The organism is Micromonospora sp. NPDC048947, assembly GCF_040649495.1.
Lineage (GTDB): Bacteria > Actinomycetota > Actinomycetes > Mycobacteriales > Micromonosporaceae > Micromonospora > Micromonospora alfalfae.
Window position 1 is genome coordinate 24,628 of the sequence record NZ_JBEZFO010000029.1, and the last position, 26,184, is coordinate 50,811.

General features: G+C 71.4%; 19 protein-coding genes. 14 read left to right on the forward strand and 5 right to left on the reverse strand.

Translation table 11 applies throughout. The features are described 5' to 3' along the window. From AB0B98_RS30510 to AB0B98_RS30520, 3 genes are all read right to left on the reverse strand, one after another. Nucleotides 1-990 (reverse strand): expansin EXLX1 family cellulose-binding protein, encoded by a 990-nt coding sequence (locus tag AB0B98_RS30510; protein ID WP_357367064.1) that lies wholly within the window; start codon nt 988-990, stop codon nt 1-3. A 111-nt stretch (nt 991-1,101) separates the two neighbouring features. Continuing rightward, a complete protein-coding gene (locus AB0B98_RS30515; protein WP_357367066.1) occupies nt 1,102-1,920 on the reverse strand; it encodes an MOSC N-terminal beta barrel domain-containing protein in 819 nt (272 codons plus the stop codon). 4 nt (nt 1,921-1,924) lie between these two features. Then, entirely contained in the window at nt 1,925-2,758 is an 834-nt protein-coding gene (locus AB0B98_RS30520; RefSeq protein ID WP_357367068.1) for a class I SAM-dependent methyltransferase, read from the reverse strand. Between the two features lie 409 nt (nt 2,759-3,167). Here AB0B98_RS30520 and AB0B98_RS30525 point away from each other — a divergent pair, with 409 nt between their 5' ends. The 8 genes from AB0B98_RS30525 to AB0B98_RS30560 all read left to right on the forward strand — a co-directional run bounded on the left by AB0B98_RS30525 (nt 3,168) and on the right by AB0B98_RS30560 (nt 14,044). Then, nucleotides 3,168-4,070 (forward strand): LCP family protein, encoded by a 903-nt coding sequence (locus AB0B98_RS30525; RefSeq protein ID WP_238671075.1) that lies wholly within the window; start codon nt 3,168-3,170, stop codon nt 4,068-4,070. A gap of 86 nt (nt 4,071-4,156) precedes the next feature. Continuing rightward, nucleotides 4,157-5,878: a sugar transferase gene (locus AB0B98_RS30530; protein ID WP_357367070.1), complete on the forward strand. Its 1,722-nt coding sequence runs from the start codon at nt 4,157-4,159 to the stop codon at nt 5,876-5,878. A gap of 91 nt (nt 5,879-5,969) precedes the next feature. Continuing rightward, nucleotides 5,970-6,935: a glycosyltransferase family A protein gene (locus AB0B98_RS30535; protein WP_357367072.1), complete on the forward strand. Its 966-nt coding sequence runs from the start codon at nt 5,970-5,972 to the stop codon at nt 6,933-6,935. Beyond that, nucleotides 6,935-8,002, forward strand: a complete 1,068-nt coding sequence (locus tag AB0B98_RS30540) for a glycosyltransferase (RefSeq protein WP_357367074.1) — start codon at nt 6,935-6,937, stop codon at nt 8,000-8,002. Before AB0B98_RS30535 ends, AB0B98_RS30540 begins: the two co-directional genes overlap by 1 nt. Then, nucleotides 7,999-9,345, forward strand: coding sequence for a polysaccharide biosynthesis C-terminal domain-containing protein (locus tag AB0B98_RS30545; protein WP_357367076.1), 1,347 nt, complete (start codon nt 7,999-8,001; stop codon nt 9,343-9,345). Before AB0B98_RS30540 ends, AB0B98_RS30545 begins: the two co-directional genes overlap by 4 nt. A 1-nt stretch (nt 9,346) precedes the next feature. Beyond that, complete coding sequence (locus AB0B98_RS30550; protein ID WP_238683400.1) at nt 9,347-10,699, forward strand: O-antigen ligase family protein; 1,353 nt, start codon at nt 9,347-9,349, stop codon at nt 10,697-10,699. Nucleotides 10,700-10,739: 40 nt separating this feature from the next. Then, nucleotides 10,740-12,842, forward strand: a complete 2,103-nt coding sequence (locus AB0B98_RS30555; RefSeq protein WP_357367078.1) for an acyltransferase family protein — start codon at nt 10,740-10,742, stop codon at nt 12,840-12,842. 68 nt (nt 12,843-12,910) lie between these two features. Continuing rightward, the gene (locus AB0B98_RS30560; protein WP_357367080.1) at nt 12,911-14,044 is read left to right on the forward strand and encodes a glycosyltransferase family 4 protein; all 1,134 of its coding nucleotides are present in this window, start codon (nt 12,911-12,913) and stop codon (nt 14,042-14,044) included. A 64-nt stretch (nt 14,045-14,108) separates the two neighbouring features. On the opposite strand, the gene AB0B98_RS30565 is transcribed toward AB0B98_RS30560, so the two are convergent. Next, nucleotides 14,109-16,202 (reverse strand): trypsin-like peptidase domain-containing protein, encoded by a 2,094-nt coding sequence (locus tag AB0B98_RS30565; RefSeq protein WP_357367081.1) that lies wholly within the window; start codon nt 16,200-16,202, stop codon nt 14,109-14,111. Nucleotides 16,203-16,292: 90 nt separating this feature from the next. Then, nucleotides 16,293-17,903, reverse strand: a complete 1,611-nt coding sequence (locus AB0B98_RS30570; RefSeq protein ID WP_357367082.1) for a DUF6541 family protein — start codon at nt 17,901-17,903, stop codon at nt 16,293-16,295. Nucleotides 17,904-18,034: 131 nt separating this feature from the next. On the opposite strand from AB0B98_RS30570, the gene AB0B98_RS30575 reads away from it, so the two are divergent. The 6 genes from AB0B98_RS30575 to hutH all read left to right on the forward strand — a co-directional run bounded on the left by AB0B98_RS30575 (nt 18,035) and on the right by hutH (nt 26,170). Next, on the forward strand, nt 18,035-18,886 hold the full coding sequence (locus AB0B98_RS30575; RefSeq protein ID WP_238683404.1) for a MurR/RpiR family transcriptional regulator: 852 nt from the start codon (nt 18,035-18,037) through the stop codon (nt 18,884-18,886). A gap of 17 nt (nt 18,887-18,903) precedes the next feature. Next, nucleotides 18,904-20,562, forward strand: coding sequence for a urocanate hydratase (gene hutU / locus AB0B98_RS30580; RefSeq protein ID WP_357367083.1), 1,659 nt, complete (start codon nt 18,904-18,906; stop codon nt 20,560-20,562). Then, on the forward strand, nt 20,559-21,761 hold the full coding sequence (locus AB0B98_RS30585; protein ID WP_357367085.1) for an allantoate amidohydrolase: 1,203 nt from the start codon (nt 20,559-20,561) through the stop codon (nt 21,759-21,761). The genes hutU and AB0B98_RS30585 overlap by 4 nt, the downstream gene beginning before the upstream one ends. Nucleotides 21,762-22,089: 328 nt before the next feature. Further along, nucleotides 22,090-23,451, forward strand: a complete 1,362-nt coding sequence (locus AB0B98_RS30590) for a formimidoylglutamate deiminase (protein WP_357367087.1) — start codon at nt 22,090-22,092, stop codon at nt 23,449-23,451. After that, nucleotides 23,448-24,635 (forward strand): imidazolonepropionase, encoded by a 1,188-nt coding sequence (gene hutI, locus AB0B98_RS30595; protein ID WP_357367089.1) that lies wholly within the window; start codon nt 23,448-23,450, stop codon nt 24,633-24,635. The genes AB0B98_RS30590 and hutI overlap by 4 nt, the downstream gene beginning before the upstream one ends. Further along, nucleotides 24,632-26,170: a histidine ammonia-lyase gene (gene hutH, locus AB0B98_RS30600; protein WP_357367091.1), complete on the forward strand. Its 1,539-nt coding sequence runs from the start codon at nt 24,632-24,634 to the stop codon at nt 26,168-26,170. The genes hutI and hutH overlap by 4 nt, the downstream gene beginning before the upstream one ends. Nucleotides 26,171-26,184 lie beyond the last annotated feature (14 nt).

The following is a 26,184-nucleotide window of genomic DNA, read 5'->3' on the forward strand; positions in this document are numbered from 1 at the left end:
TCAGCCCTCGCACCACCGGGCGTTGGCCCGGGCCGAGCTGGTGGTCGGCGCGTCGGTGGCCGGGGCGCTCGTCCTCGCCACCTCGACCGGCCGACGAGTCGGCGTCGGCGTGACGGTGGGTCGGCTGCTCGGCGGTCGGGGCGACGCGGACGGGCGACGCGTGGCGGCCCCGCCACCGGGTGCGTACATCCGTACCGTGCTGTTCTGCACCTGGCCCGGCGCCATTCGGATGCCGCCGACGGTGACCCGGTTGCCGTACACGTCGGTGACCCGGACGTTGAACGGGCCCGGCCCGGCGCCGGAGGCGATCAGCCAGTAGTTGTAGTCCTGCCGGGCGGCCGACTGCCAGGGGTCGCTGTCACGCTGCCGGACCTCGACGGACCGCAGCGGGTTGCCGTGGTTGCCGACGCGGACGGCGAACCACCACTGCGACGCGCCTTCCTTGATCCGGAAGGTGAGTGGTCCGGGCAGCGGTGGGTTGACCACCGCGCGGTAGGTGACCGGAACGAGGCCCTGGACGGGGTCGGCGATCCGGGCGAACGCCTCGCGGGACAGGTCGAGGTGGCCGGGCTCGCACTCCGGGCACTGGTCCATGATGAGCACCCGGACGGTGCCCTTGGGGCCGACGACGTCGAGGAATCCACCGCAGGCGGCACCGGCGGAGTATTCCGTCGGACCGAGCGCGACGTAGAGCCGGTTGGCCGGGGCGGCCGGGGCCGAGCAGTTGCCGCCGGCACCCTTGGAGTCGTAGAAGGTGGCCTTGCCGGTGTGTGTGGCGTTGCCGGTGGGCGGCGCGGCGGCCAGCATCCGACCGGCGGCGCAGGCCGGGGTGGAGCCGGAGCGCAGCGTGAGGGTGAGTCCGAGAGTCGCCGCGAGGATGGTGACGCCGGTGGCGACCAGCCAGGGCTTCGCGCCGGACGACGGCGCGGGCCGGTCCTCTGGAGGATGGTCCAGGTCGATGTTGATGTCGACAGCGCTTCCGTCCGTCACGACGGCGATGCTGCCGGACCCGATCGGTGCCGACAAGCGGGCTAAGCCAAAGCTAAGACAGCATCGACGGACGGTGACCGTGGGGTGCCGATTGCCGGTCGGCCGCCCCGCTCAGGGCGCGATGACGATCGGGGCGTCCACCGCGAGGGGTCCGCTGTCGAGCGGCACCAGGTTGAGTCCGAAGAGGAGTTTCTGCCTGACGTTGCGGTGCCGCCCGAGGGTGCGCAGCGGTTCCTTGGTGCGTACCCCGGTCTCCTGGTCGGTGGTGGTCACCACGCAGCGGTCGCACGGTCCGGCGGCCTGGAACATCCGCTCGCCGATGCGCAGGCGCCGGCCCACCCAGTCGTCCTCGGCCCAGGCCGGCGCACCGTCGACGACCAGGTTGGGTCGGAACCGGGTCATCGGCACCGGTTCCTCCCCCGCTTCGGCCAGCCAGTCGTTGAGGGCGTCGAGGGAAGCGGCGTTCGTCAGCAGCACCGGGTAGGCGTCGGCGAAACTGACCTGGTCACCGGTGTCGTGTTCGCGGGTCCCGGCGGCCAGGTGGCGGGTCGGCTGGGCCAGCCAGACCAGTCGGACCGGTCGGCCGAGCAGGGCGCCGAGCCAGTCGTCGGCCGCCTGGCCGGCCGGCAGCGCGGGGACCGGGAAGGTGCGGCTGCGGAAGGTACGGACCGGTACCGCTTCACCGGCGGTCGGCTCCGGCACGTCGAGGTCGGGTTGCCCGTCGGCGCGCAGCGACAGGCCCCCGGGGCGCACGGCGGCGCGCAGGTTGACGAGCCGGGCCGTGTCCCGCTGGGTGACGCCGACGCCGTCGGCGTCCACGACCATCCAGCGCCGGTCGCCGGCCAGGCCCCACTGGTGCACGAACGCGCCGTCGTGGTCGAGCCGGTGACAACCCTTGACGGGGTACGTGTGGATCGAGGTCAGCCGCACCCGGCTACCATGCCACGCCGATCCCGTCGCCCGGGTACCAGTGGTCGGCTGGGGTCTCCCGGTAGGCGAGGAACCGCCGGCCGGTGCGTTCGGCGTGCTCGGCGAGCACGTTGGTGCTGGTGACGTTGTCGGTGAGCAGGATCGCGCCGGGGGCGAGCTTGGGCTCCACGGCGTTGAACTCACGCTTCTCGTGGGCACGGCTGTGGTCGCTGTCGTGCAGGAACAGGTCGACCGGGCGGTCCAGCGCGCCGATCGAGGCGATCGAGTCGCCGATGACCAGGTCGACGACGTCCGACCATGGCGCGACCCGGGCGAGGTAGCCGGCCTCGGGGTTGATGTCCAGTGAGGTGACCCGGCCCGGGTGCCCCTCCTGGGCGTTGCGCAGCAGGGCGGACGCCAGGACGACGCTGCCGAGTCCCTTGTCGACACCGGTCTCGACGACGTGGGTGGGGCGGGTGGCACGGACGATGGCGTACCAGCCGATCCGTCTGGCGTAGCGGATCTTTTTGTCGGCGAGGCCGCGCCGGTCGGAGGCGGCGATCGCCGCCAGGAGGTGCTGGCGCAGGCCGTCGTCCGACTCGATCTCGCCGAGGTACGCCCGTACCTGCTTGATCGGGATGTCGCAGACCACGCTGACGAACCAGGCGAGGTGATTGTGGCTCAACGAGGTGAGGTCGTACGTGTAGTTGTGGTGCTCGCGGGAGGTCAGCAGCCAGCGCGCCGAGCGGCGCAGCACCTTGGCGTCGTGCCGCGCGACAGTGCGAAGCCGCTTGGGAAAGGCGGCAATCGGGGCGAGTGGGGTACGCGCGACGGCCCGTCGGAGCTTGATTCGATCCACGGGTGCCGTTGTAGCAGGGTTCGGGCGGCGGCGGGAGGTCATCGCGAAAGCCGATGACCACGTCGTTTCCGTCCTCCCGCCGGGGCGGCAGAATAGGGCCTGCAAAGCGCTCCCGGGCCGGCGTTACCGGCAGTCCGTCCGAACGCAGGGCCGGGTTCGTCGCACCGGTCGGCAGGCACGCGATACCCGAAAGGACGAGGGTGCACGACAGGGACGCGCAATCAGTAGCATCGCCGGCATGTCTGGTGCTCAGCGGTACACCGATGCCGACACCGAGTTCGTCGATCCACACGCAGTCGACCCGTACGAGGATGTCCCGGCCGGAGGCAAGAGGCGACGTCGTGGCCCTCGCTGGCGTCGCGTCCTCGTCATCTGCCTGGTAGTCGCAGCGATCCTGGGCGGCGGCAGCATGATCGGTGGCGCCCTCTATCTCCGCTCGGTCGAGAAGGACATCGACCGGGTGGATGCCTTCGCCGACGTTCCCGAGGAGGGACGTCCGCAGGCGGTGGCCAACGGCGCGATGAACATCCTGATCCTGGGGAGCGATTCCCGCGACCCGGAGAGCACGGGTGGCTCGCGCACCGACACCATCATCGTCGCGCACATCCCGAAGGACCGGGCCAGCGCGCAGCTCGTCTCGATCCCTCGGGACACCTGGGTGAACGTGCCGAAGGCCAAGAACGGCGGGCACGGCGGCCGCGATGCGAAGATCAACGCAGCGTACGCCTGGGGTGGCATTCCGCTGATGGTGCAAACAGTCGAATCGTTCACCACGGTGCGAATCGACCACGTCATGATTATCGACTTCGCTGGCTTCAAGGAAATCATCGACGCCCTGGACGGCGTCGACATCAACGCGGAGAAGTCGTTCACGTCGATCCACCCGCCGTTCCGCAAGTTCGAACAGGGAATGCAGCGGATGGACGGTGAGACGGCGCTGGACTACTCCCGCCAGCGCAAACAGTTCGCCGACGGCGACTTCGCCCGCATCCGTCACCAGCAGCAGGTCATCAAGGCCATCCTCGACAAGGCCGTGTCCGGCGGCATCGTCACCAATCCCGGGCGGCTCAACTCCTTCGTCAAGGCGACCTCGAGCGCCGTGTCGGTGGACGAGAACATGTCGCTCGTCAGCATGGCGACAGACCTGCGGAGCCTTCGCGGCCGTAACCTCACCTTCGTCACCAGCCCGACGAAGGGCACTGGCCGAGTGGGCAGCGAGAGCGTCGTCTTCGCGAACACCGAGAAGGCAAAGACCTTCTACGATGCCGTGCGCCGTGACTCCGTCACCGAGATCCTCGCCAGCGCCAAGTAACACCCGGCCGGTGGCTGTTGCCGGCCGTCGCCTTGTCTCGATTTACGGGCCGGCCAGGTCAGCCGGCCCTCACGGGGAGGTCCATAATGTCCAATCAGCCCGCCATGTGGCATCGGCCGGTAGCGGCCGATGACCGCGACGGCAACGCCACCGATGCCCAGGGCGACGGTGAGGGCGACGACGAGGGGAGCTTCGGCGGGAGTCGCCCTCCCGCCTACCAGTTCCCCGGCTACCAGCCGGCCAGCTACCAGCCTCCCGGTTTCCAGACTTCCGGTTACCAGCCTCCCGGTCACCAGACTTCGGGTCACCAGACTCCGGCCGTGCCGTCGCCCGCCGACCGGCGCTCGGCCGCGCCGGCACCCGCACCCGCACCCGCGCCAGCGCCAGCGCCTGCGCCTGCGCCTGCGCCTGCGCCTGCGCCTGTAGAGCACGAGCCTCGCGCTGGCCTGGACACGACCGCCGTCCTGCCGTACGCCGGCTCACGCGCCTCCACCCGGACCCGGTGGCTGCGGGCCTGGATGATGACAGCGCCGGTCGACGTCCTGGCACTGCTGACGCCGCTGCTGGTCACTCAGCAGTACTGGCGCGGAACGCTGGCCATGACGGTCCTGACCGTGATCGTCTTCGCCAGCGGCGGCCTCTACCGGGCACGACGTCACGTGAGCTTCCTCGACGAGGTGCCGAGCCTCTGCGGGCGTCTGCTGGCCGCGGCGTCCGCTGTCGCCATCGTCGCGGCGATGCGTCACGAGTCCGCCGAGTACGTCTTCAGCTTCACCCGGGGGGTCGCCGCGTCGGCGGGGCTGGTCATCCTCGGGCGGGCTGTCACCCGCGAATTCGCCATCGTCGCCCGCAAGCGCCGGTGGGTCGAGCACAACACCATCATCGTCGGCAGTGGCCCCACCGCCGTGGAACTCGCCCGGCTCCTGCGCCGCTACCCCCAGTACGGCCTGCGCTTCGTGGGTTGTGTCGACACCCCGGACGGCCCGTCGGCGCTGCCGCTGATCGGGTCCCTCGACGACCTCGACAGCCTGGTACGGCTGCGCGAGTGCGACGTGGTGATCGTCGCGGACGCGAGCTGCTCCGAGACCTCACTCATGGAGATCCTGGCCCGGCCACGGACGGCAGAGTGCGACCTGTGGGCGGCCACCCCCCTCTGGGGGTCCCGTTCGCACGGCGACCACATCGGCGCGGTCCCGGTCGTCAGCATCGGCGACATCACCCTCTCCGGCCCGCAGTCCGCGCTCAAGCGCGCGTCGGACATCGCGTTCGCCTCGGTGGCGCTGCTCCTGCTGAGCCCGGTGCTCCTCATCTGCGCTGTCGCCACGCTCATCGACGGCGGCCCCGGCATCTTCTTCTACCAGGAGCGGATCGGTCGGTTCGGCCGACCTTTCAACATCATCAAGTTCCGGTCCATGCGCCCCGTCGACGAGCACGAGTCGCAGACCAACTGGTCCATCGCCAACGACCGGCGGGTGGGGCCGATCGGTCGGATCATGCGCAGGACCTCCCTCGACGAGCTCCCGCAGCTCTGGAACATCCTCCGCGGCGACATGAGCGTGGTCGGCCCCCGGCCCGAGCGTCCCTACTTCGTCGAGAAGTTCTCGGCCGAATACCCCCAGTACGCGATGCGCCACCGCGTCCCGGTCGGGCTCACCGGCCTGGCGCAGGTCAGCGGGTTGCGCGGCGACACCCCGATCTCCGACCGGGCCCGCTTCGACAACTACTACATCGAGAACTGGTCCCTCTGGCTCGACGTCAAGGTGGTGCTCCGTACGGTGACCGAGGTGTTCCGCGCCGGCGGCCGCTGATCCGCCCACGCACCGGCACACCGCCGGGTACGGCCAACGGCCGTACCCGGCGGCCGTGTGCCGGTCGTACCCCCAACGCATGGAGAACGTAATGCCGAACGTATCCGTCGTGATCCCCACCACGGGCCGCCCCAGCATCGCCGACGCGGTGCTCTCCGCCCGATCCCAGCAGGGCACATCCGTGCACATCGTGGTCGTCTGTGACACCCCGGAGGTGCCGCAGACAGTGCGGAACCTGGGGCAGCACATCGACCGGGTGGTCTGCACCGGCGGTGGCCGGCGCGGGTCGTACGCCCGCAACCTCGGAGTCACCCACGCCATCCCGGGCAGCCACGTCGCGTTCCTCGACGACGACGACACCTGGCTGCCGACCAAGCTGGCGGCACAGGTGCCAGCGCTCGAGCGGGTCGCGGCGGCCGGGTTCCGCCCCGTCGTGTCATCCCGGATCCTCCAACGCAAGGACGGCGCCGCGCCGCTGCCGGCACCGGCCCCCGCCGAGGTGATCCCCGACGGCATGCTGCCCGAGGACTACCTGTTCCGCCGCCGTCACCTCGGCATCGGCCGGCAGTCGCTGCCCACGTCGACGCTCCTGACCACGTACGAATTGGCGACCGAGTGCCGCTGGGACGAGACGCTCCCCCGACACCAGGACTGGGACTGGCTGGTCCGGGTCGCCCGGCTGCCCCGGGTGAAGATCGTCCAGGTGGAGGAGGCGACCGCCGTCTACACGGTGGGCAGCCCCGGGTCGATCTCGGCCGGCGCCGACTGGCGTACCTCGTGGCACTGGGCCCAGCGCTGGGAGGGAGTGTGGGCGCCGGGGACCTTCTCGGACTTCATCGCGGCCCAGACCCTCCGCTACGCTCTCCAGGCCCGAGACCGGGAGGGCGTACGGGAGATGGTGCGGGCGATCCGCCGCAACTCGCCTCCGTCCGCCCGGAACGCGGTGCTGGCGGCGCTCGGGCTCGTACCCCGGTCGACCCTGGAACGGGTCGCCATGCGCAAGTCGAAGGCCCCCAGCAGCCCCACTCGACCGCTTGATACCGAACGGCCACACTGATGCGTCTGCACTTCGTACTGCCGCAGCTCGAGCCGTACTACGGCATGGAGCGGGCCGCGGTCCTGGTGATGCGTGGGCTCGCACGTCACGGCGTGGAGGTGTCCGCGACCGTCCTGTCCCGGGGAGTCCCGCAGGGGCTCGACGATCTCCGTGTCGACACCCTGGACCTCGGGTCGCGGCTCACCCGCCTGGTGGAAGCTGTCCCCCCGCTGCGCCGCCGGTTGCGGAGCCTGCCGCCGGACGTGGAGGTCGTCGCCAGCGGTTTGTGGGGCAGCGTGCCCGTCGGGGCGGCTCTGGCTGGCTCATCTCGGACGTTCATCGCCTGGGAGCACTCGCTGCTGCCCGAGCGGATGCGGGCCGACCGTCGGGTGCGGATGCTCGCCCGCGCGTCCGGGTTCGGTGCTCTCCGGCCGCGGCTCGTCGTGGCCGTGTCCGACGGGGTGGCCCGGACGGTGCGCAATCTCCACTCCGGGTCACGCGTCGTCACGATCCCCAATCCGGTGCCGACCGCGCCGTTCGTCCCGCCCCGGCCAATCGCCGACCCGGCGCGGATCCGGTTGGTCACCACCGGCGCGCTGCGCCCCCTGAAGAACCACCTGTGCGCGATCGACGCGCTCGCGGAGCTGCCCACCGCCTACCACCTGACGCTTGCCGGAGACGGCGAGGAGCGGACACTGCTGGAGACCCGGGTGCGCGAGCGCGGCTTGGCGGATCGGGTGACCTTCCTCGGCCGGATCCCCGACGTCCGCGGGTTGCTGGCCGACGCGGACCTGCTCGTTCACCCGTCGCTGGCGGAGACCTTCGGTTTCAGCCTCGTGGAGGCAGCCGAAGTGGGTCTGCCGGTCGCCGCGATGCCGGTGTCCGCCGTCGACGAGATGGTGCCGGACCTGGTGCCGGGCGTGCTGACGACGGCACCGACCTCGACCGCCCTCGCCGAGGCGATCGGGCACCTGACGGGTTACGGCCGGCCCGGGCCCGTCGAGTTCGAGAAGGCCTGGCACGCCCGCTCGGTCGCCTTCGATCCGGCCGGAATCAGCCGACAATGGGTGGAGGCGGTACGACGATGACCCTCGCCCAAGGAGCGGTCGACCTCGTGGGCGAGCCGGACCGCAGCGCGTCACCACGGCACCGGGCGCCTCGCCGGGGTGACGCCTTTCTGCGCAAGTCCGGCACCTTCTTCGTGGGAACCCTGCTGCGGACCCTCGCGCAGGGGGCACTCTTCGTGCTGCTGGCGCGGGAGATGCCCATCGACACGTACGGCCTCTTCGTCGGCATCACGGCCCTGGTGGCGGTCGTGTCGCCGTTCGCGTCGGCCGGTGCACCAAGCCTGATCTTCCAGAGCCACGCCGACGCGCCCGCCGAGTGGGCCCGCCATCTGGTCCGAGGGCTGCTGCTGTCGGTGATGTTCGGGGCTGGCGCGACAGTGCTGATCGCTGCGGCGGGAGCGCTGATCTGGGGTGCCCAGACGAGCCTGATCGACCTCTTCTGTCTGGCTTTCGCCGATCTGGTGGCCTGGCGTCTCATCGAGGCCGTTGGCGCGTCCGTGCAGGCACGAGGTCGGATTCTGCTCGCCTCCGTCATCCCCGCGTTGCTACAGGTCGCCCGGTTGGTTGGGGTCATCGCGTTGGCCGCGGCAGCCGGACCAGTCACCCTGCACGCCTGGGCCGTGACCTCGGTGCTGTTGTCGACGGCGGTGTGCGTGGCAGTGGTCCTGGGTGGCCTGCGTGGGTCAGGTCGGACTCCGCTGGAGGTCCGGGGATCGTTGGCGCAGGCGCGGACCGGCATGCTGTTCGCCGTGGGTCTGTCGGCCCAGACTGTCTACAACGACCTCGACAAGGTGATGCTCTCCAAGCTGGGGACCACGGAGAGCGCGGCCATCTACGCCGCGGCATACCGCGTTGTCGACTTCGCGTACACGCCGGCCCGCTCGATGGGTGCTGTCGCGTACCCCAGCTTCTTCGAGGCGGGGCGCAACGGCCCTCGATCCGCACTGCGGCTCACGCGTAAGTTGCTGCCGCGCTACCTGGCGTTCAGCGTGCCGGCATCTCTCCTGCTCGTCGCGTTCGCCTGGATGATGCCGGTGGTCTTCGGCCCCGAGTACGAGGCCGCCACCCTCGCCCTGCAGGGCCTGAGCGCGCTGCTGGTGCTGAAGGCGATCCACTACCTCGCCGCCGATACCCTTTCCGGTGCCCGGATGCAGGGACGCCGCACCGTCGCTCAGATCGCGGTCGGAGTGGTGAACGCCGGCCTGAACGTGTGGCTGATTCCGGCGTACGGGTGGCAGGGTGCGGTGGTGTCGAGTCTGGTGTGCGACGCTCTGCTCGCCGTCCTGCTGTGGGGGTGCCTCGTCGTCGCCCTGCGACGCGACCCGGACGGCACCCGCACCGAGCACCGCACGGAAGGGGTATGACGTGACCACGCTCTTCGGCGTTCTGCTGAGCATCAGTGGCGTCATGGTGGCCGCATGGCTGATCTGGACCCGGCGGGCGGTCGTCGCCGCCTTCGGTGACAAAGGGGTCGCTGTCGCACTCATCGCCTTCGCGGTGCTTGCCAACGCCGCGCCGGCGCTCGCCGAGGACCGCTCGTCCTTGATCATTGGCCTGCTGCTGCTCGGTCTTCTCGGGTGGCTGGTCGTCGCGCGGCGAGGGCGGCTGCGCGGCCCCGTCGGCGTCTGGCAGCGGATCAGTCTGGCGATGGCCGGGGCGGTACTGATCTGGTGCCTCGTCGTCGACGCCCTCGCCGGCGCCGGCGTGTACGGCTCACGGCTGCCCGCGTACGGTGCCGCGGGGCTGGTGCTGCTCGCGGTATGGCTGATGGCGGCGCGGGTCACCCTGAGCATCGGGGCGATGGCCTACACCGGGCTGGCCGTCCTGTCGGTAATGACGATCCCGACCGCCCTCTACGACCAGGCATGGCGGGCCTGCACCACCGGAAAGCTGGATAAGTGCTCGCTTGCGGGGGCGCTGTTCAAGAGCTTCTACAACTCCGAGAACTACGTCGCCATGATCGCGTCTTTCACCCTGGTCGCCGCTGTCTACAGCCTGAGCCGGACACGACTGTTGGCCGCGGCGGGGTACTGCCTGCTGATCATCGTCGCCACCGGATCCCGGACCAGCTACCTGGCCATCGCCGCGGTGGGCGTATGGGTGGTCGGTGCTTGGCTGCTCGAGCGGCGGCGCGCGTACCCGCAGATCAACTTCGCGCTCTGCGTGGCAGTGGTGGTCGGATGCGTCGGCATGGCCACCTACCTGACCTGGAGCGCGTCGAAGACCACGCTGAGCAATCGCGGCAACATCTGGGTCCACGCCCGCGACTACATCGCCAACTCGGAGGTCACCGGTGTCGGTGTCTCGAAGTGGTACTACCTCAGGGACATCGGCGAGGCGCCGTACCACTTCTTCCACTCGGGATACGTGCTGGTCATCTTTTCCGGGGGCCTGGTCGCGCTGACCCTGTGGGGCCTCTGGTTGACGGCCCTGCTGCATGGGAGGGTCACCGACGGTCGGGCCTTCTCCGCCAAGGCGCCCGTGGCGCTCTTCGTCATCTACTCGTTCACCGAGGTCGTCTGGAACCCGCTCTCCGTCGACGGACTGACCTGGATCTTCATCACGATGATGCTGACCACGTCAACGACCGCACCGGCGGGACCTCCACCAACGGAGGCACCGGTGGAGACCGCCGACCGACCGGAACCGCTGGCAGCGCTTCGCCGCCTTTCCAGCGATCACCGCATCGGTCATGCCACGGCTGACGCGCGAGACTGAGTCGCAGGGTCCGGTAGACGCACAACGAAGGAAGCACCCGATGTCGTCAGGTCCCCTCGTGACGCCGGATCCTCGTGTCGCCTCTCGGCATTCCGGGACACCCGGCACGGGCTTCCGCGCGGACATCCAGGGACTGCGAGCCGTAGCGGTCGTGGTGGTGATCCTCGAACACGTCCTCGGCTGGCCGGCCGGTGGCTTCGTCGGCGTCGACGTCTTCTTCGTCATCTCCGGCTTCCTGATCACGAGCCTGCTGCTCAAGGAACACGATCGGACGGGACGAGTCTCCTTCGCGGACTTCTACCGGCGCCGGGTGCGGCGGATCATGCCCATGGCGGTGCTGGTCCTGGTGTGCACGTACGTCGCTTCGTCGCTGCTGTTCCTGGGCGACCGCTTCCGGTCCACGGCGTGGGACGCACTCTGGGCCGGACTGTTCGCGTCCAACTGGCGGTTCGCCTCCGTGGGCACCGACTACTGGCAGACCGACGGCCCCGTCTCGCCGCTACGGCACTACTGGTCGCTGTCGGTAGAGGAGCAGTTCTACCTCGTCTGGCCGTTGTTGCTCGTGCTGGTGTTGCACGCCGCCGTACGGTGGGGTCGGGCCGGGAGCGCGTCCCAGTGGGCGACGGGGGCGGTCCTGGGCGCGGTCGTCGTCGGCTCGATCGTGTTCGCCCTCTGGGAGGTCGGCCATCGCCCGACGGTCGCCTACTTCTCGACCTTCTCCCGCGCCTGGGAATTGGGAGTCGGCGCGCTGCTCGCCGTGGCGACGCCGCTGCTGGCCCGCATACCGGCGCCGGCTCGCCCCGCGTACCAGTGGCTCGGGTTGACCGGCCTTGCCGTCTCGCTCTTCACCGTCTCCGCGCAGACCCCTTTTCCGGTCCCGGGCGCCATCCTGTCGGTGATCTCGGCGGCCTTGGTCATCGCGGGCGGCGTCGGTGGGCAACGGCTGATGTTTCCCTTGACCAACCGGGCCGCACGGTACGTCGGCGACATCTCCTACTCCCTCTACCTGTGGCACTTCCCCCTGTTCGTTCTGATCGGTGCTGCGCTGCCCGCCGGCCGGCACACCGTACCCATCCTCACGCTCGGCGGTACGGCGCTGCTCTCCGTGCTCTCCTACCACTTGGTTGAGGACCCGATCCGCAGATCGTCGTGGTTGGAGGGCCGGCGGACAGCAACGCCGCGCCGCCGGACCCGCACAACGCTGATCCGGCGGGCCGCCGGCCTGACAGCACTGGCTGCCACTGTGGCTGTGGTCGCCACGGTGACGGTCCGCACGCCCTCGCCGGAGGTCGCCGCGCACCCGGTGGCGATCACGTCGCAGGACCAGTTGGAAGCCCAGATCCGTACGGCGCTGGACGTCGCGGAATGGCCGGTGTTGACGCCTCCCCCGGGCAAGTTGGATCGGCTGGTCTTTACGGATGGCGACGGGCGGGGATGCCGGCCGGCCGTCCCGGACGGCAACGACTGCGCGGTCACCGCACCGCGCCCCCGCCGGTTGGCCGTCGTGGTCGGCGACTCCATCGGTGCGGCCTGGCTTCCCCTGGTCCGCGCGGCTCTCGAGCCGGCCGGGTGGGTGGTCCGGGACCTGACCTACGCCGGCTGTCCCTTCCTCGCCGCGGACACCGTCTCCCCCATCGACGACATCACCCGATCCTGTCCGGGCCATCGGGAGACGGTACGGACCCTCGTCACGAAACTCGAACCCGAGCTGGTTGTCGTCAGCAACGCCTATCACCAACGGTTCACCAAAGCCGGTCAGCGCGCGTCACTGACCGAATGGGAACAGGCCACCCGTACCGCTCGGGAACGGTGGCTGGCGGCGGCAGGGAGGATCGTCGCCCTGCAACCGCCGCCGGTGGGGCTGGACCCGAGGACGTGCATCACCCGGCTCTCCGCACCCCCGGATTGCATCTCGACGCTGTCCCAGGAGGATCAGTCGTACGGCAGGGTTGACCGCCGCGTCTGGAGCGCCCGGGGCTCGTGGCACATCGCCACGGCGGACTGGTTCTGCGTCTCCGAGCGGTGCCCGATCTTCGTCGGCGGGGTAGTCGTCCGCCGGGACCGGAACCACGTCACCGCGGAGTACGCCCGCAAGCTGGCACCGCTGCTTGAGGAGGCCCTGGTGCCGGTCCTCGCGGACTAGACGACGTCGCCGAAGCGGCGCGTGAGGCGTCATCGGGCCGATGGAGGGCCTGCGGCACAATCCTCGCCATGAGAATAGCCATCTGCACGGCCGAGGGACGCGCCGACGACATCCTCACCTGGTCCGGAATCCCGGCCAACGTCGTCCGCACCATGCGGGACCTCGACGCCGACTGCGTGGTGCTCGACGAGCCCTCGCCGTTGCTCGTGCGTTCCGGCAAGGTGGTCGCGGCGGCGTCGAAACGGGCACGGTTGAAGGTGAACTGGGAGGTGGAGCCGTGGCTCGTCCGACGGATGACGCGAGAGGTGCAGGCGCAGGCGCGGCGGGCGAACGCCGACGTCCTCCTCCTGCTTGGCTGGCACACGTTGGGCGTCGAGGACGGTGACATTCCCGCCGTGATCTGGACCGACGCCACCTACGCGCAGCGGATGGACAAAGCGCCGCACTGGCAGCGCCTCTCCGAACGAACCCGACGCCAGGTCGAGCCGATCGAGGGAACGTCGTTGCGTGAGATGGCCGCGGTCATCATGTCCTCGACGGTCGCGTACGAAGACGCCCTGTCCCGGTACCGCCTCACCCCGTCCCGGGTCCACCGCATCGGTTTCGGCGCCAATCGGGTCGGCGCGGAGGCGCAGCCGAAGCTTCGGATCGGGGCCCTCCCCCGGCTTCTCGCCGTGGGCGTCGAGTGGGAGCGAAAGGGCATGGACCGGTGTGTGCTCATCGCCGACGAATTGCGCCGACGGGGCGTCCCGGTCCATCTCGACGTGGTGGGCGTCCGACCGCCGGACAGTTCGTGGCAGCGGGACCACGTCACCTACCACGGGTTCCTGAACAAGGACAGCGCCGAGGACAGCGCGAAGCTCGACAGCCTGTACCGGGCGGCCGACCTGTTCGTCCTCCCCACCCGGAACGAGCCGTTCGGCATCGTGTTCGCCGAGGCCGCGGCGTACGCCCTCCCGTCGCTGGGCAGCGCGGTCGACGGCGTACCGGATGCCGTTCGGCAGGGCCACAGCGGAATCCTCCTGCCTGTCGACGCCTCGGCGGCGCAGTACGCCGACGAGGTCGCGAACCTGTTGGCCTTCTCCGACCGCTACGCCGGCCTGAGCCACGGTGCCGTCACCCACTTCCGCACCTCGCTGACCTGGGACAGCGCCGTGCGCAGCGTGCATGAGGTGTGTGAGATCGCGGCCAAACAGCAGTAGGGCGTCGGCCATGCCGTGCGGCGACCGACCGTACGGCACGGCCGAGCGGAGGCCCTGGCCCCCGCTACCAGGAGTTGCGGCGCCGCCGCCACACGACGAGCATGCCGATCCCACCCGCCAGCGCGACGCCGGCGGCGACGAGCAGCGGCACCGCCCAGCCGGGTCGGGAGGATTTGCCGTCCGACGCGGCGGCCGCCTCGCGGTACGCCCGGGCCAGGACGTTCGAGGGAACACGCTCCACGACGTCCTCGAACCGCGGCACGGCGCTCGCCTCGTCGCCGGCGAAGTAGGCGTCCAGGCCACTGCGGTACAGCCGGTCCGGCTCGCCGAGGCCGTTCTCGATACCGGCGGCGCCGAGCAGCCCGCTTATCGTGGCAACCGGCACCACGAGCCGGGTCGCATCGTCGCTGAGCGACAGGTCGTGGTCGAGCATCCCGACCACCCGGCCCTGTTGGTCGATCGCGATCCCCCCACGCGAGTACACCCCGACGTCCGCGTTGATCCGGTAGACCGAAGACTGGGGGTCCACTTCGGTCACCCGCACCGGTGCGGACCGCACGGTGTAGGTGGCCGAGCGGTACTCGGTGTCGGTGGTGCCGTAGCCGAGGATCAGCAGCGCGGTATCCGGGGCGATCGTGGCGGAGGTGTTCAGTTCGGCAACGGGAAGGTCCGCCTGGTCGAGCGCGACCAGCGCCAGGTTGCCCTCGGCGAGGGGGAGAGCCCGGACGATGGTGCCAGGGATCGCCGGACCGTTGGTGACGTCGCCAATGGCAACGTTCAACTGTCCGTAAAGCTTGGCGTCGGGCTCCGTGCCGCGGTCGCGGCCGGTGAAGACCGTGGTCGCCGCACGGCCCTTGGTGTAGCCGTCCACGTCCGCGGGCTTCAGCTGGCCGGCGGCGACGAGCCTCTTGGCGAGCCCAGCGAGCGCGTTGTCCCGCATGGTTTCCGGGGAGGGCTTGACACACTGGCCGTTGGTGAGGACGTGCCCGCCGCGGTTGACGATGACGCCGCTGCAGCGACGGCTGAAGGTGAAGGGCTCAGCGTGCAGCAGGGTGCCGTCCTGCGCGTTGCGCGCGTACCCGCTGATGATGACCTCGAGGAAGACCATCGAGGGCGCGGCGGTGGCGAGGGCATGCTCATCCGGGCTGCGCGGTGCGGCCGCCGCCCAGGGCTCGAGCCCGGGTGCCGCAGCTGTGGCGGTCGGGGCGGCCGTGGGCGCGGCTGCCGGCTCGTCGGGCGTCGTGGCCGAGACGGCCCAGAGGCCCGCTCCACCCCCGAGCGCGGCCACCGACAGCAGCGCGGCGACGGCGACCCAGAGGCCGATCGGCCGCCTCGGCGGCTCGGAGGGCTTGATTCGACGTTCCGACGCCACGAACGGGTTGAACGGTGGAGCCTCGGCGGGACTGGCCTGTGCGGGCGACATCTGCAGGTTCTCGCCGGATGCCGGGCCACCGTCGGACGCGGCCGGAGCGGCCGACGCGGGCACCCCCGACGCGGGCACCCCCGACGCCGGCACCCCCGACGCGGGGAAGGCCGACGCCGGCACCCCCGACGCCGGCACCCCCGACGCGGGGAAGGCCGACGTGGGCGCGCCCGACACCGGGTGCGGATCCGAGAGGATCGGCTGGCGAGGAATAGGAGTTCCCTGAACCGCCCACGGCGCGTGCGGCATGCCGGTGATCGGCTGCGGCGGGCCAGACACCGACTGCGGCGGGCCAGACACCGACTGCGGCGAGTTCGAAGCCGGCTGCGGCGGGCTAGACACCGGCTGCGGCGGGCTAGACACGGGCTGGGGCGGGCTAGACACGGGCTGGGGCGGGCCGGACACCGGCTGCGGTGGTGCGGCGGGCACGGGGTGGTACTCCACGCCGAGCGCCCGGATCAGCTTCTCCGCGCCCGGCCCGGCCTCCGCGGGATATGCCACCCAGGGCGCGGCGGCGGAGAAGTCCGCGTACGTGAAGGCGGGGCCGTTGGCCGACTGGGCGAGAGCGTCAGCGATCCCGGCGAAGGCGTCCCGCCATCCGGGAGTGGCGGCCACGGCGGCGTCCAGCACGGCCACGCTCACGAACCGGCCCTGCTCGTCGATGGCGGCCCAGGCCTTGCCCACCGGTGAACCGCCCAGCAAGTGGGTGAACCTGTAGGGGCCTTCCGGCTGCATGCCAACTCCTCCGCTCGACCGCCAGGCGCATGGTACCGACCGGTGCCACAGTCAGTCGCCCGGCGGTCACCCGTCAGCTCGTCGCCGCCGTCACCTCTTGCTGATCACGACCACTGGCTCCGGTCCGGACGTGACGCGTTGCACGTGATAGTCGGCGAGCGCCGCCTGCCACACTGGCTCACTCGGGTGGGTGTACGCACGGACCAGCCAGACCCGGGTGCCGGGCGTCCGTTTCGCGGCCTGGGCCAGAATCTCGTCGAGTGCGTCCTTGATGGACTGCTCGTCGGCGGCGGCCGGCTTCGGGAGGATCACATCGGCGCGGGTGGGCATCGTGAGGGTCCAACCGACGGTGCCGGTGACCGGCGCGACCAGCTTCAGCGGGTCCTGGTCGGAGTAGAGCGTGAACCCGAACCAGGCGGGCCCACTGACCACGACGAGGTCGTGTGGTCCCTTGTGAGCCGCGACGTACCGGGTCGACGATCCGATGTCGGTGATGGCCTGGTGTGCCCGCCAGACCCCGGGTTCGTCGCCGTCCGTGCGGTACCAGCGGTGGTTGACGGCGGCGAAGCTGGCGAGCAGGACGGCGCAGGTAACGGCGGCCACCACGCCCGGTGCTAGCCGGGGCAGCCCGCGGCGGACCACGGCGACGGTCAGATCGGCCAGACCGATGATGCCGATGCCGGCCACCAGGCCCGCCACCACGATCAGGAAGTGGGACGTGCGCGGGTCGAGCAGGGGGTAGATCCCCGCGACCCCCAGCCCGATGGCCGCCACCGGCAGCAGGAGGACGGCGATCGCCGGGGCGGCGTGTCCGCGTCGGAACAGCGTGAGGACGCCGAGCACGAGGAGGACGGCGAGGATCGGCACTGGTGCGCCGAGCATCGGCGACAGGGCCTTGGCCTGCCGCACGAGGTGTGCGGGCAGTTCGGAGACGCTCGGCAGGAAGGCGTCCCAGTAGTCCCGCATGGCGTCGTTGTTGCCCCGGGCGGACACTCCGAAGTAGACGGCGGCGACGAGCGCGCCGGCGACCAGGCCGGCGACGGTCGCCTCGGCCGTCCTCGCCCACTCCCGGCGCACGGCGACGGAGAGCAGCAGCCCTCCGAGGACGCAGACCGCGACGATGGCGGTGGTGTGACTCAGCAGCATGCCCAGGCCCACCGCGGCCACCACCACAGCGAGTCGTCGCCGAGACCAGGAGCGTTCCGTCGAGGTGGCCAGGGCGAGCAGGCAGACCGCCACGGCGGCGTCCGCTGTGTACTGCTTCAGGTCGTGGCGGGTCTGCTGGACCGGCAGGAGCAGGACGGCGAGCCCGGTGACGACGCCGATGAGGATGCCCCGAGCGCGTTCGGACGCCAGCGAGCGGCCCAGAAGGTAGGCCGCGACGACTGTCAGCAGTTGGAAACCCAGGGGTACGACCCGGAGGTGGTCGATGTCCGGGACCAGTCGGAGCAGGAAACTCCACCCGATCGGGCTCGATGAGGTCGTCACCGGAAGATCGGCAAGGGGGAAACGGACCGAGAGCGCGACCCACGCCTCGTCGCCCCAGTACTGGGCTGTGAGCCACGACCGGATGTCGTTGACGACGAAGAAGGCCCCGACGAGAGCGATGATCGGCAGCGCCTCGCCGACCGTCGCCCGGACGCGCCGGGCGGGTGCCGGCGAAGTGACGCGAATGGGCGGGGCGTCCTCGACTGCGACCACGACGCTCCTTCTCGCTGGCGCGATCCTGCTCGCGCTGGACGCCCGCATGTTACGAGTCGTGACGGCTGAGCGGGGGGCGGGGGTGACCCGAGGTGGTTGTCTATGAAAGTTTCTATGCATAGAGTCAGCTCATGAATGAAGGAGCTGTCGCAGCACCCGCTGACCGGGTGCTCGACCTGTTCCAAGGGGTGCGACTCACCCCCACCCAGCGCCGAATCGCGCACTGTCTGGTGCAGCACGCCCCCGGCGTGGCATACCTGTCCGCCGCCGAGGTCGCCGAGCTGGCCGGCGTGAGTCAGCCGTCGGTCACCCGGTTCGCCGTCGCGCTCGGCCACGACGGCTACCCGGCGCTGCGCCGCCGGCTGCGAGACCTCACCGGATCGACTCCAGGCGGATCGACGGACGCCGGCAACGAACTCCAGCAGGCGGTACGCGCGGAGATGGGAAACCTGGAGCGACTGGCCGGTCAGCTCGCCGACCGGGACCGGATCGCCGAGACCGGACGGTTGCTCGCCGAGAGTCGCCCACTGCCGGTGCTTGGCCTGCGCGCCGCCGCGCCGCTGGCCGCGTACTTCGCCTACTTCGCGGCGAAGGTGCACCCGGACGTACGGGTCCTCGACGACGGCGGCAGCCTGCTCACCGACCGCCTGGAGCAGGCGGCCGAGGCCGGGGCGTCCGCCGTCCTGGCCTTCGTGCTGCCCCGCTACCCCCGGGAAACCCTGGACGCGCTGCGCGACGCCCGCCACGCCGGGTTGACAGTGGTGGCGATCACCGACTCCCCGGTCAGCCCGGCCACCGAGCACGCCGACGTGGTGCTCGCCGCCGCGGTCGGCGCGCAACTCGTCTTCGACCTGCACACCGCCCCGATGACCCTGGCCATGGTGCTGTTGCAGGCGATCTGCGACGCCACCCCGGCCGACACCCAGCGCCGACTGGAGGCGTTCGAAGCCTCCGCGGCCCGCCGACAGTTGTTCCTCGGTTGACCGGAGGAGAACCAGAGATGACCCAGCCCATTCGTGCCGCACGGGGCAGCCAGCTCACCACCCGCGGGTGGCAGCAGGAGGGCGCCCTGCGGATGTTGATGAACAACCTCGACCCCGAGGTGGCCGAACGCCCCGACGACCTGGTGGTCTACGGCGGCACCGGCAAGGCGGCGCGGGACTGGCCGTCGTACCACGCGTTGGTCCGCACGCTGACCGACCTGCGCGAGGACGAGACGATGCTGGTGCAGTCGGGCCGCCCGGTCGGGGTGATGCGCACCCACGAGTGGGCGCCCCGGGTGCTGCTGGCCAACTCGAACCTGGTCGGCGACTGGGCGACCTGGCCGGAGTTCCGTCGCCTCGAACAGCTCGGCCTGACCATGTACGGGCAGATGACTGCCGGTTCGTGGATCTACATCGGCACCCAGGGCATCCTCCAGGGCACCTACGAGACGTTCGCGGCGGTGGCCGCGAAGAGGTTCGGGAGCACCCTCGCCGGCACGCTGACGCTGACCGCCGGCTGCGGCGGGATGGGTGGCGCGCAGCCGCTCGCCGTCACGATGAACGGCGGCGTCTGCCTGATCGTGGACGTGGACCGCACCCGGCTCGACCGTCGGGTGCAGGACCGCTACCTGGATGAGGTCGCCGACTCCCTGGACGACGCGATCGCCCGGGTCCGCGCCGCGAAGCGGGAGCGCCGGGCGTTGAGCGTGGGCGTGGTCGGCAACGCCGCCGAGGTTTTCCCGGAGTTGCTGAACCGGGGCGTCGAGATCGACATCGTGACCGACCAGACCAGCGCGCACGACCCACTGGCGTACCTGCCGGTGGGGGTCGACCTGGCCGAGGCCCGGGACTACGCCGCCGCGAAGCCGGCCGAGTTCACCGACCGGGCCCGCGCGTCGATGGCGACGCACGTCGAGGCGATGGTCGGCTTCCTCGACGCGGGCGCCGAGGTGTTCGACTACGGCAACTCGATCCGGGGTGAGGCGCAGCTCGGCGGTTATCAGCGCGCCTTCGACTTCCCGGGCTTCGTGCCCGCGTACATCCGGCCGTTGTTCTGTGAGGGCAGGGGTCCGTTCCGGTGGGCGGCGCTCTCCGGCGACCCGGCTGACATCGCGGCCACCGACCGGGCCATCCTCGACCTGTTCCCGGAGAACGAGTCGCTGGCCCGTTGGATCAAGCTGGCCGGTGAGCGGGTCGCCTTCCAGGGCCTGCCGGCCCGGATCTGCTGGCTCGGTCAGGGCGAACGGGACCGGGCGGGCGTGCGGTTCAACGACATGGTCGCCTCCGGCGAACTCTCCGCCCCGGTGGTGATCGGCCGGGACCACCTGGACACCGGCAGCGTCGCGAGCCCGTACCGGGAGACCGAGGGGATGGCCGACGGCTCCGACGCCATCGCCGACTGGCCGCTTCTCAACGCCCTGGTCAACACGGCCAGCGGGGCTTCCTGGGTGTCCATTCACCACGGCGGCGGGGTGGGCATCGGCCGGTCGATTCACGCCGGGCAGGTGTGTGTGGCCGACGGCACCGCCCTCGCCGGTCAGAAGATCGAGCGGGTGCTCACCAACGATCCGGCGATGGGCGTCATCCGGCACGTCGACGCCGGCTACGAGAGCGCCCGCGAGGTCGCCGACCGCACCGGCGTCCGGGTTCCCATGACCGAGGGCGGACCCGCGTGAGCGACGACCTTTCCGCCCGGTTCCGGGCGCTGTGGGACGAGATCGCGCCGGTCGGACGGGACGCCGGCAGCGGCGGCTATCTGCGGTACGCGTTGACCGAGCCGGAGCGGGAGCTGCGCGCCTGGTTCCGGGCGCAGGCCGAGCGTCGTGCCATGCCGGTCACCGAGGACGGCAACGGCAACCTCTTCGCCCACTGGGGTGACCCGGAAGCGTCCGACGCGGTGCTCACCGGCAGTCACTTCGACTCGGTGCCGCACGGCGGGGCGTACGACGGGCCGCTCGGCATCGTGAGCGCGTTCCTCGCCGTGGACGAGCTGCGCGCCGCGGGCGTCACCCCCGGCCGGCCGCTGGTGCTGGGTGCCTTCGTCGAGGAGGAGGGGGCGCGCTTCGGCGTACCGTGTCTGGGCTCGCGGCTGCTCACCGGGGCGCTGTCTGCCGAACGCGCGGCCGGCCTGCGCGACGCGGCCGGGGTGAGCTTCGCCGAGGCGCTCGGTGACCGGCCGGCGGGCGCCCGCCCGGAGTTGCTGGGCCGGTTCGGCGCCTTCGTGGAGTTGCACGTCGAGCAGGGTCGCGCGCTCGTCGACACCGACGCGCCGGTCGCCGTGGCCAGCGCGATCTGGCCGCACGGTCGGTGGCGCTTCGACGTCGTCGGCGAGGGCAACCACGCGGGCACCACCCGGATGGCGGACCGCCGCGACCCGATGCTGACCTACGCGTTCACTGTGCTGGCGGCGAACAAGGAGGCCCGGCTGCGCGGCGCGCACGCCACTGTGGGCCGGGTCGCCGTCGAACCCAACGCCACCAACGCGATCCCGTCGAAGGTGACCGGCTGGCTGGACGCCCGGGCGGCCGACCCGGAGACGCTGACCGGGCTCGTCGACGCGGTACGCGCCAAGCTCGCCGAGCGGGCCCGTCGCGACGGTACGACGGTGACGGTCACCGAGGAGTCGGCCACCCCGGTGGTCGCCTTCGACAGCGGGCTGGCCAACCGCCTGGCCACACTGCTCGACGCGCCGGTGCTGCCGACCGGCGCGGGGCACGACGCCGGTGTACTCGCCGCGTACCTGCCCACCGCGATGCTCTTCGTGCGCAACCCGACCGGTGTCTCGCACTCCCCCGCCGAGGCCGCCACCGACGACGACTGCGCCGCCGGGGTACGGGCGCTGGCCCGGGTGCTGGAGGAGCTGACATGCCGGTGAACGGGGTGGCGAGCCGCTTCTCGGACGGCACGGAGCTGCGGCGCCGGTGGGTGCGTGGTCTCCGGCCTGGCGAGGTGCGGCATCTCCTGTTGTCGTCCTTTGGAGCTGATGTCGTAAACGAATCAGCCGGTGAGCCCCAACTGTCGGCGTCACCCCGGCCGCGGGTGTCACCCCGGCGGCTGATGTCACCCCGGCCGTCGATGTCACCCCGGCCGTCGATGTCACCCCGGCCGTTGATGTCACCCCGGCCGTTGATGTCACCCCGGCCGTTGATGTCACCCCGGCCGTTGATGTCGCAGACGATTCAGCTCCAAAGGAGGCGAGCGGCATGACCACCACCCGCTGGCTGGCCGAGTACGCGTGGCTGCCCGAGCACGCCGAGCCCACGCCCGACGTGCTGATCGAGGTCGAGGACGGCCGGATCACGGCGGTGACGCCGCTGACCCCCGGCAGCAGGCCACCGGCCGGAGTCGAGGTGTACGCCGACGCGGTGCCACTGCCAGGCCTCACCCTGCCGGGCCTGTCCAATGTGCACTCGCACGCCTTCCACAGGGCGCTGCGCGGGCGTACCCACGGTGGGCGGGGTGACTTCTGGACCTGGCGGGACCAGATGTACGCCGTCGCGGACCGGTTGGACCCGGACACCTACCTCGCGCTGGCCCGGGCCGTCTACGCCGAGATGGCGCTCGCCGGGATCACCTGCGTGGGCGAGTTCCACTACCTGCACCACCGACCGGACGGCGGCGCGTACGACGACCCGAACGCGATGGGCGCGGCGCTGGTGGAGGCCGCCGCGCACGCCGGGATCCGGCTCACACTGCTGGACACCTGCTACCTGACCTCCAGCGTGGACGGTCGGCCCCTGGCCGGGCCGCAGCGCCGCTTCGGCGACGGTGACGCGGGCCGCTGGGCCGAGCGGGCGGCAGCGCTGCAACCGACGGACCCGCACGTCCGGGTCGGCGCGGCGGTGCACTCGGTACGGGCCGTCCCGGCCGATCAGCTACGCACTGTCGCCGACTGGGCCCGGGAGCGGCAGGCGCCGCTGCACGTGCACCTCTCCGAGCAGCCAGCCGAGAACGACGAGTGCCGGGCCGTGCACGGGCGCTCCCCCACCGCGCTGCTCAACGAGCACGGCGTGCTCGGGCCGAACACCACCGCCGTCCACGCCACCCACCCCACCAGCGCGGACCTGTCACTGCTCGCCGACAGCCGGACCGGGGTGTGCCTCTGCCCGACCACCGAACGGGACCTCGCCGACGGCATCGGCCCCGCCCGGCTGATGGCCGACGCGGGCATCCGGTTGAGCCTCGGCAGCGACAGCCACGCCGTGATCGACCTGTTCGAGGAGGCTCGGGCGGTCGAGCTGGACGAGCGGCTGCGCACCCGCCGGCGCGGTCACTTCGCGCCGCTCGACCTGCTGACCACCGCCAGCGTCGCCGGGCACGCCGCGCTGGGCTGGGCCGACGCCGGGAGGATCTCGGTGGGTACCCGCGCCGACCTGGTGACGGTACGCCTGGACAGCGCCCGCACCGCCGGGGTGCCGCCGGTGGGCGTGTTCTTCGCCGCGAGCGCGGCGGACGTCGAGCAGGTGGTGGTGGACGGCCGGGTGGTGGTGGCCGAGGGCCGACACCTGACCGTGGACGTGCCGACCGAACTGTCGTCAGCGATCGAGGCGGTGACACCCGCATGAGCGGCAGCCTGCTTGTCGACAACATCGGGGAGCTGGTCACCAACGGTGCCGGCGAAGGCCCGCTCGGCATCCGTCGCAACGCCGCACTGCTGGTCGAGGAGGACCGGGTGGTCTGGGTCGGGCAGTCCGCGTACGCGCCGGCCGCCGACCATCACATCGACGCCGGTGGGGCCGCCGTGCTGCCCGGTTTCGTGGACAGCCACGCCCACCTCGTCTTCGCCGGGGATCGGGCCGCCGAGTTCGCCGCCCGGATGGCTGGTCAGCCCTACACCGGCGGCGGCATCCGGACCACGGTCGGTGCCACCCGGGCCGCCACCGACGAACAGCTGCGCGCCACAGTGCGCCGGCTGCGTGGGGAGGCGCTGCGCCAGGGCACCACGACCATGGAGATCAAGAGTGGGTACGGCCTGACCGTCGCCGACGAGGCCCGCTCACTGCGAATCGCCGCCGAGACCAGCACCGAGACCACCTTCCTGGGCGCGCACGTGGTGCCCGCCGAGTACGCCGACCGCCCCGACGACTACGTGGGACTGGTCTGCGGGCCGATGCTGGCCGCCGCCGCTCCGTACGCGAAGTGGATCGACGTGTTCTGCGAGCGGGGCGCCTTCGACGTGGACCACGCCCGCGCCATCCTGGCCTGCGGCCGGGCCGCCGGGCTGGGCGTACGGCTGCACGCCAACCAGCTCGGCCCCGGCCCCGGGGTGCGGTTGGGCGTGGAGCTGGACGCGGCCAGCGTCGACCACTGCACCCACCTGAGCGACGCCGACGTGGCCGCGCTGGCCGACACCGCCCACAGCGACGGGTCGGGCACCCGCACCGTGGCGACGCTGCTGCCCGGCGCGGAGTTCTCCACCCGCTCGCCCTACCCGGACGCCCGTCGGCTGCTCGACGCCGGTGTCACTGTGGCGCTGGCGACGGACTGCAACCCCGGTTCGTCGTACACCTCGTCGATGCCGTTCTGCGTGGCCCTCGCGGTCCGCGAGATGCGGATGACACCGGCGGAGGCGGTCTGGGCCGCCACCGCCGGTGGCGCGCGGGCGCTGCGCCGCGACGACATCGGTGTCCTCACCCCCGCCGCGCGGGCCGACCTCGTCATCCTCGACGCGCCGTCACACCTGCACCTTGCCTACCGGCCCGGTGTCCCCCTGATCCGCCAGGTAATACGCAACGGAGTTCCGCAATGACGCACGTGACCATCCAGCCCACCGGGATCTCCGCCGACGACGTGTTCGCGGTGGCCCGCGGCACCGCCACTGTCGTCCTCGCCCCGGCCACCATCGACGCGATGGCGACCAGCAGGGCCATCGTGGACGGCATCGAGTCGTCGGGCCGTCCCGTCTACGGGGTGTCCACCGGGTTCGGCGCGTTGGCCAACACCTTCATCGCACCGGAGCGACGGGCCGAGCTGCAACACGCGCTGATCCGCTCGCACGCCGCCGGGGTGGGCGCCCCGATGCCGCGCGAGGTGGTCCGGGCCATGATGCTGCTGCGGGTCCGGTCCCTCGCCCTGGGCCGATCCGGGGTCCGGCCGCTGGTGGCGGAAGCCCTTGTCGACCTGCTCAACCACGACATCACCCCCTGGGTGCCGGAACACGGCTCGCTGGGCGCGTCCGGTGACCTGGCGCCGCTGGCGCACTGCGCGCTGGTGCTGCTCGGCGAGGGCTGGGTGCTCGGCCTCGCCGGTGAGCGGCAGGACGCGGCAGACGCGTTGACAGCCGCCGGGCTCAAGCCGATCGAGCTGGCCGCCAAGGAGGGGCTGGCGCTGATCAACGGCACCGACGGCATGCTCGGCATGCTGCTGCTGGCCATCCACGACGCGGCGCACCTGTTCGCCATGGCCGACGTGACGGCAGCGCTGGCCATCGAGGCGATGCTCGGCTCGGAGCGGCCGTTCCTGCCCGAGCTGCACGCGATCCGACCACACCCCGGTCAGGCGGCGTCGGCGGCGAACATCCACCGCCTGTTGCAGGACTCCCGGGTGATGGACTCGCACCGCGACGACCTGGCGCACGCCGTGCAGGACGCGTACTCGATGCGCTGCGCGCCGCAGGTGGCCGGCGCGGCCCGCGACACCCTGGACTTCGTCCGCACCGTCGCCGGCCGGGAGCTGGTGTCAGTGGTGGACAACCCGGTGGTGCTGCCGGACGGCCGGGTCGAGTCGACAGGAAACTTCCACGGCGCACCGCTCGGCTTCGCCGCGGACTTCCTCGCCATCGCCGCCGCCGAGGTGGGCGCGATCGCCGAGCGGCGGGTGGACCGGCTGCTCGACGTCACCCGCTCCCGGGAACTGCCGGCGTTCCTCTCCCCCGACGCCGGGGTCAACTCCGGGCTGATGATCGCCCAGTACACGGCGGCCGGGATCGTCGCCGAAAACCGTCGACTGGCCGCCCCCGCCTCGGTGGACTCGCTGCCCACCAGCGGCATGCAGGAGGACCACGTCTCGATGGGCTGGGCGGCGGCCAAGAAGCTGCGCACCGTCCTGGACAACCTGACCAGCCTGCTCGCTGTGGAGCTGCTGGCCGGGGTACGCGGCCTCCAGCTGCGCGCCCCCCTGGAGCCGTCCCCGGCCGGCCGGGCGGCCGTCGCCGCGCTCGGTGCGGCAGCCGGCGAGCCCGGCCCGGACGTGTTCCTCGCCCCGGTGATGGAGGCGGCACGTGCCGTCGTCGCCGGACCGGAGTTGCGCGCCGCCATCGAACAGGAGGTCGGCCCGCTGGGCTGATCTCCAGCGGGTCG

What these genes read in the sequence shown, in the direction of transcription:
- AB0B98_RS30525 (WP_238671075.1), top strand. Translation starts at nt 3,168, where the DNA reads ATGATCGGTGGCGCCCTCTATCTCCGCTCGGTCGAGAAGGACATCGAC.
- AB0B98_RS30530 (WP_357367070.1), top strand. Translation starts at nt 4,157, where the DNA reads ATGTCCAATCAGCCCGCCATGTGGCATCGGCCGGTAGCGGCCGATGAC.
- AB0B98_RS30535 (WP_357367072.1), top strand. Translation starts at nt 5,970, where the DNA reads ATGCCGAACGTATCCGTCGTGATCCCCACCACGGGCCGCCCCAGCATC.
- AB0B98_RS30540 (WP_357367074.1), top strand. Translation starts at nt 6,935, where the DNA reads ATGCGTCTGCACTTCGTACTGCCGCAGCTCGAGCCGTACTACGGCATG.
- AB0B98_RS30545 (WP_357367076.1), top strand. Translation starts at nt 7,999, where the DNA reads ATGACCCTCGCCCAAGGAGCGGTCGACCTCGTGGGCGAGCCGGACCGC.
- AB0B98_RS30555 (WP_357367078.1), top strand. Translation starts at nt 10,740, where the DNA reads ATGTCGTCAGGTCCCCTCGTGACGCCGGATCCTCGTGTCGCCTCTCGG.
- AB0B98_RS30560 (WP_357367080.1), top strand. Translation starts at nt 12,911, where the DNA reads ATGAGAATAGCCATCTGCACGGCCGAGGGACGCGCCGACGACATCCTC.
- AB0B98_RS30565 (WP_357367081.1), bottom strand. Translation starts at nt 16,202, where the DNA reads ATGCAGCCGGAAGGCCCCTACAGGTTCACCCACTTGCTGGGCGGTTCA.
- AB0B98_RS30575 (WP_238683404.1), top strand. Translation starts at nt 18,035, where the DNA reads ATGAATGAAGGAGCTGTCGCAGCACCCGCTGACCGGGTGCTCGACCTG.
- hutU (WP_357367083.1), top strand. Translation starts at nt 18,904, where the DNA reads ATGACCCAGCCCATTCGTGCCGCACGGGGCAGCCAGCTCACCACCCGC.
- AB0B98_RS30590 (WP_357367087.1), top strand. Translation starts at nt 22,090, where the DNA reads ATGACCACCACCCGCTGGCTGGCCGAGTACGCGTGGCTGCCCGAGCAC.
- hutI (WP_357367089.1), top strand. Translation starts at nt 23,448, where the DNA reads ATGAGCGGCAGCCTGCTTGTCGACAACATCGGGGAGCTGGTCACCAAC.
- hutH (WP_357367091.1), top strand. Translation starts at nt 24,632, where the DNA reads ATGACGCACGTGACCATCCAGCCCACCGGGATCTCCGCCGACGACGTG.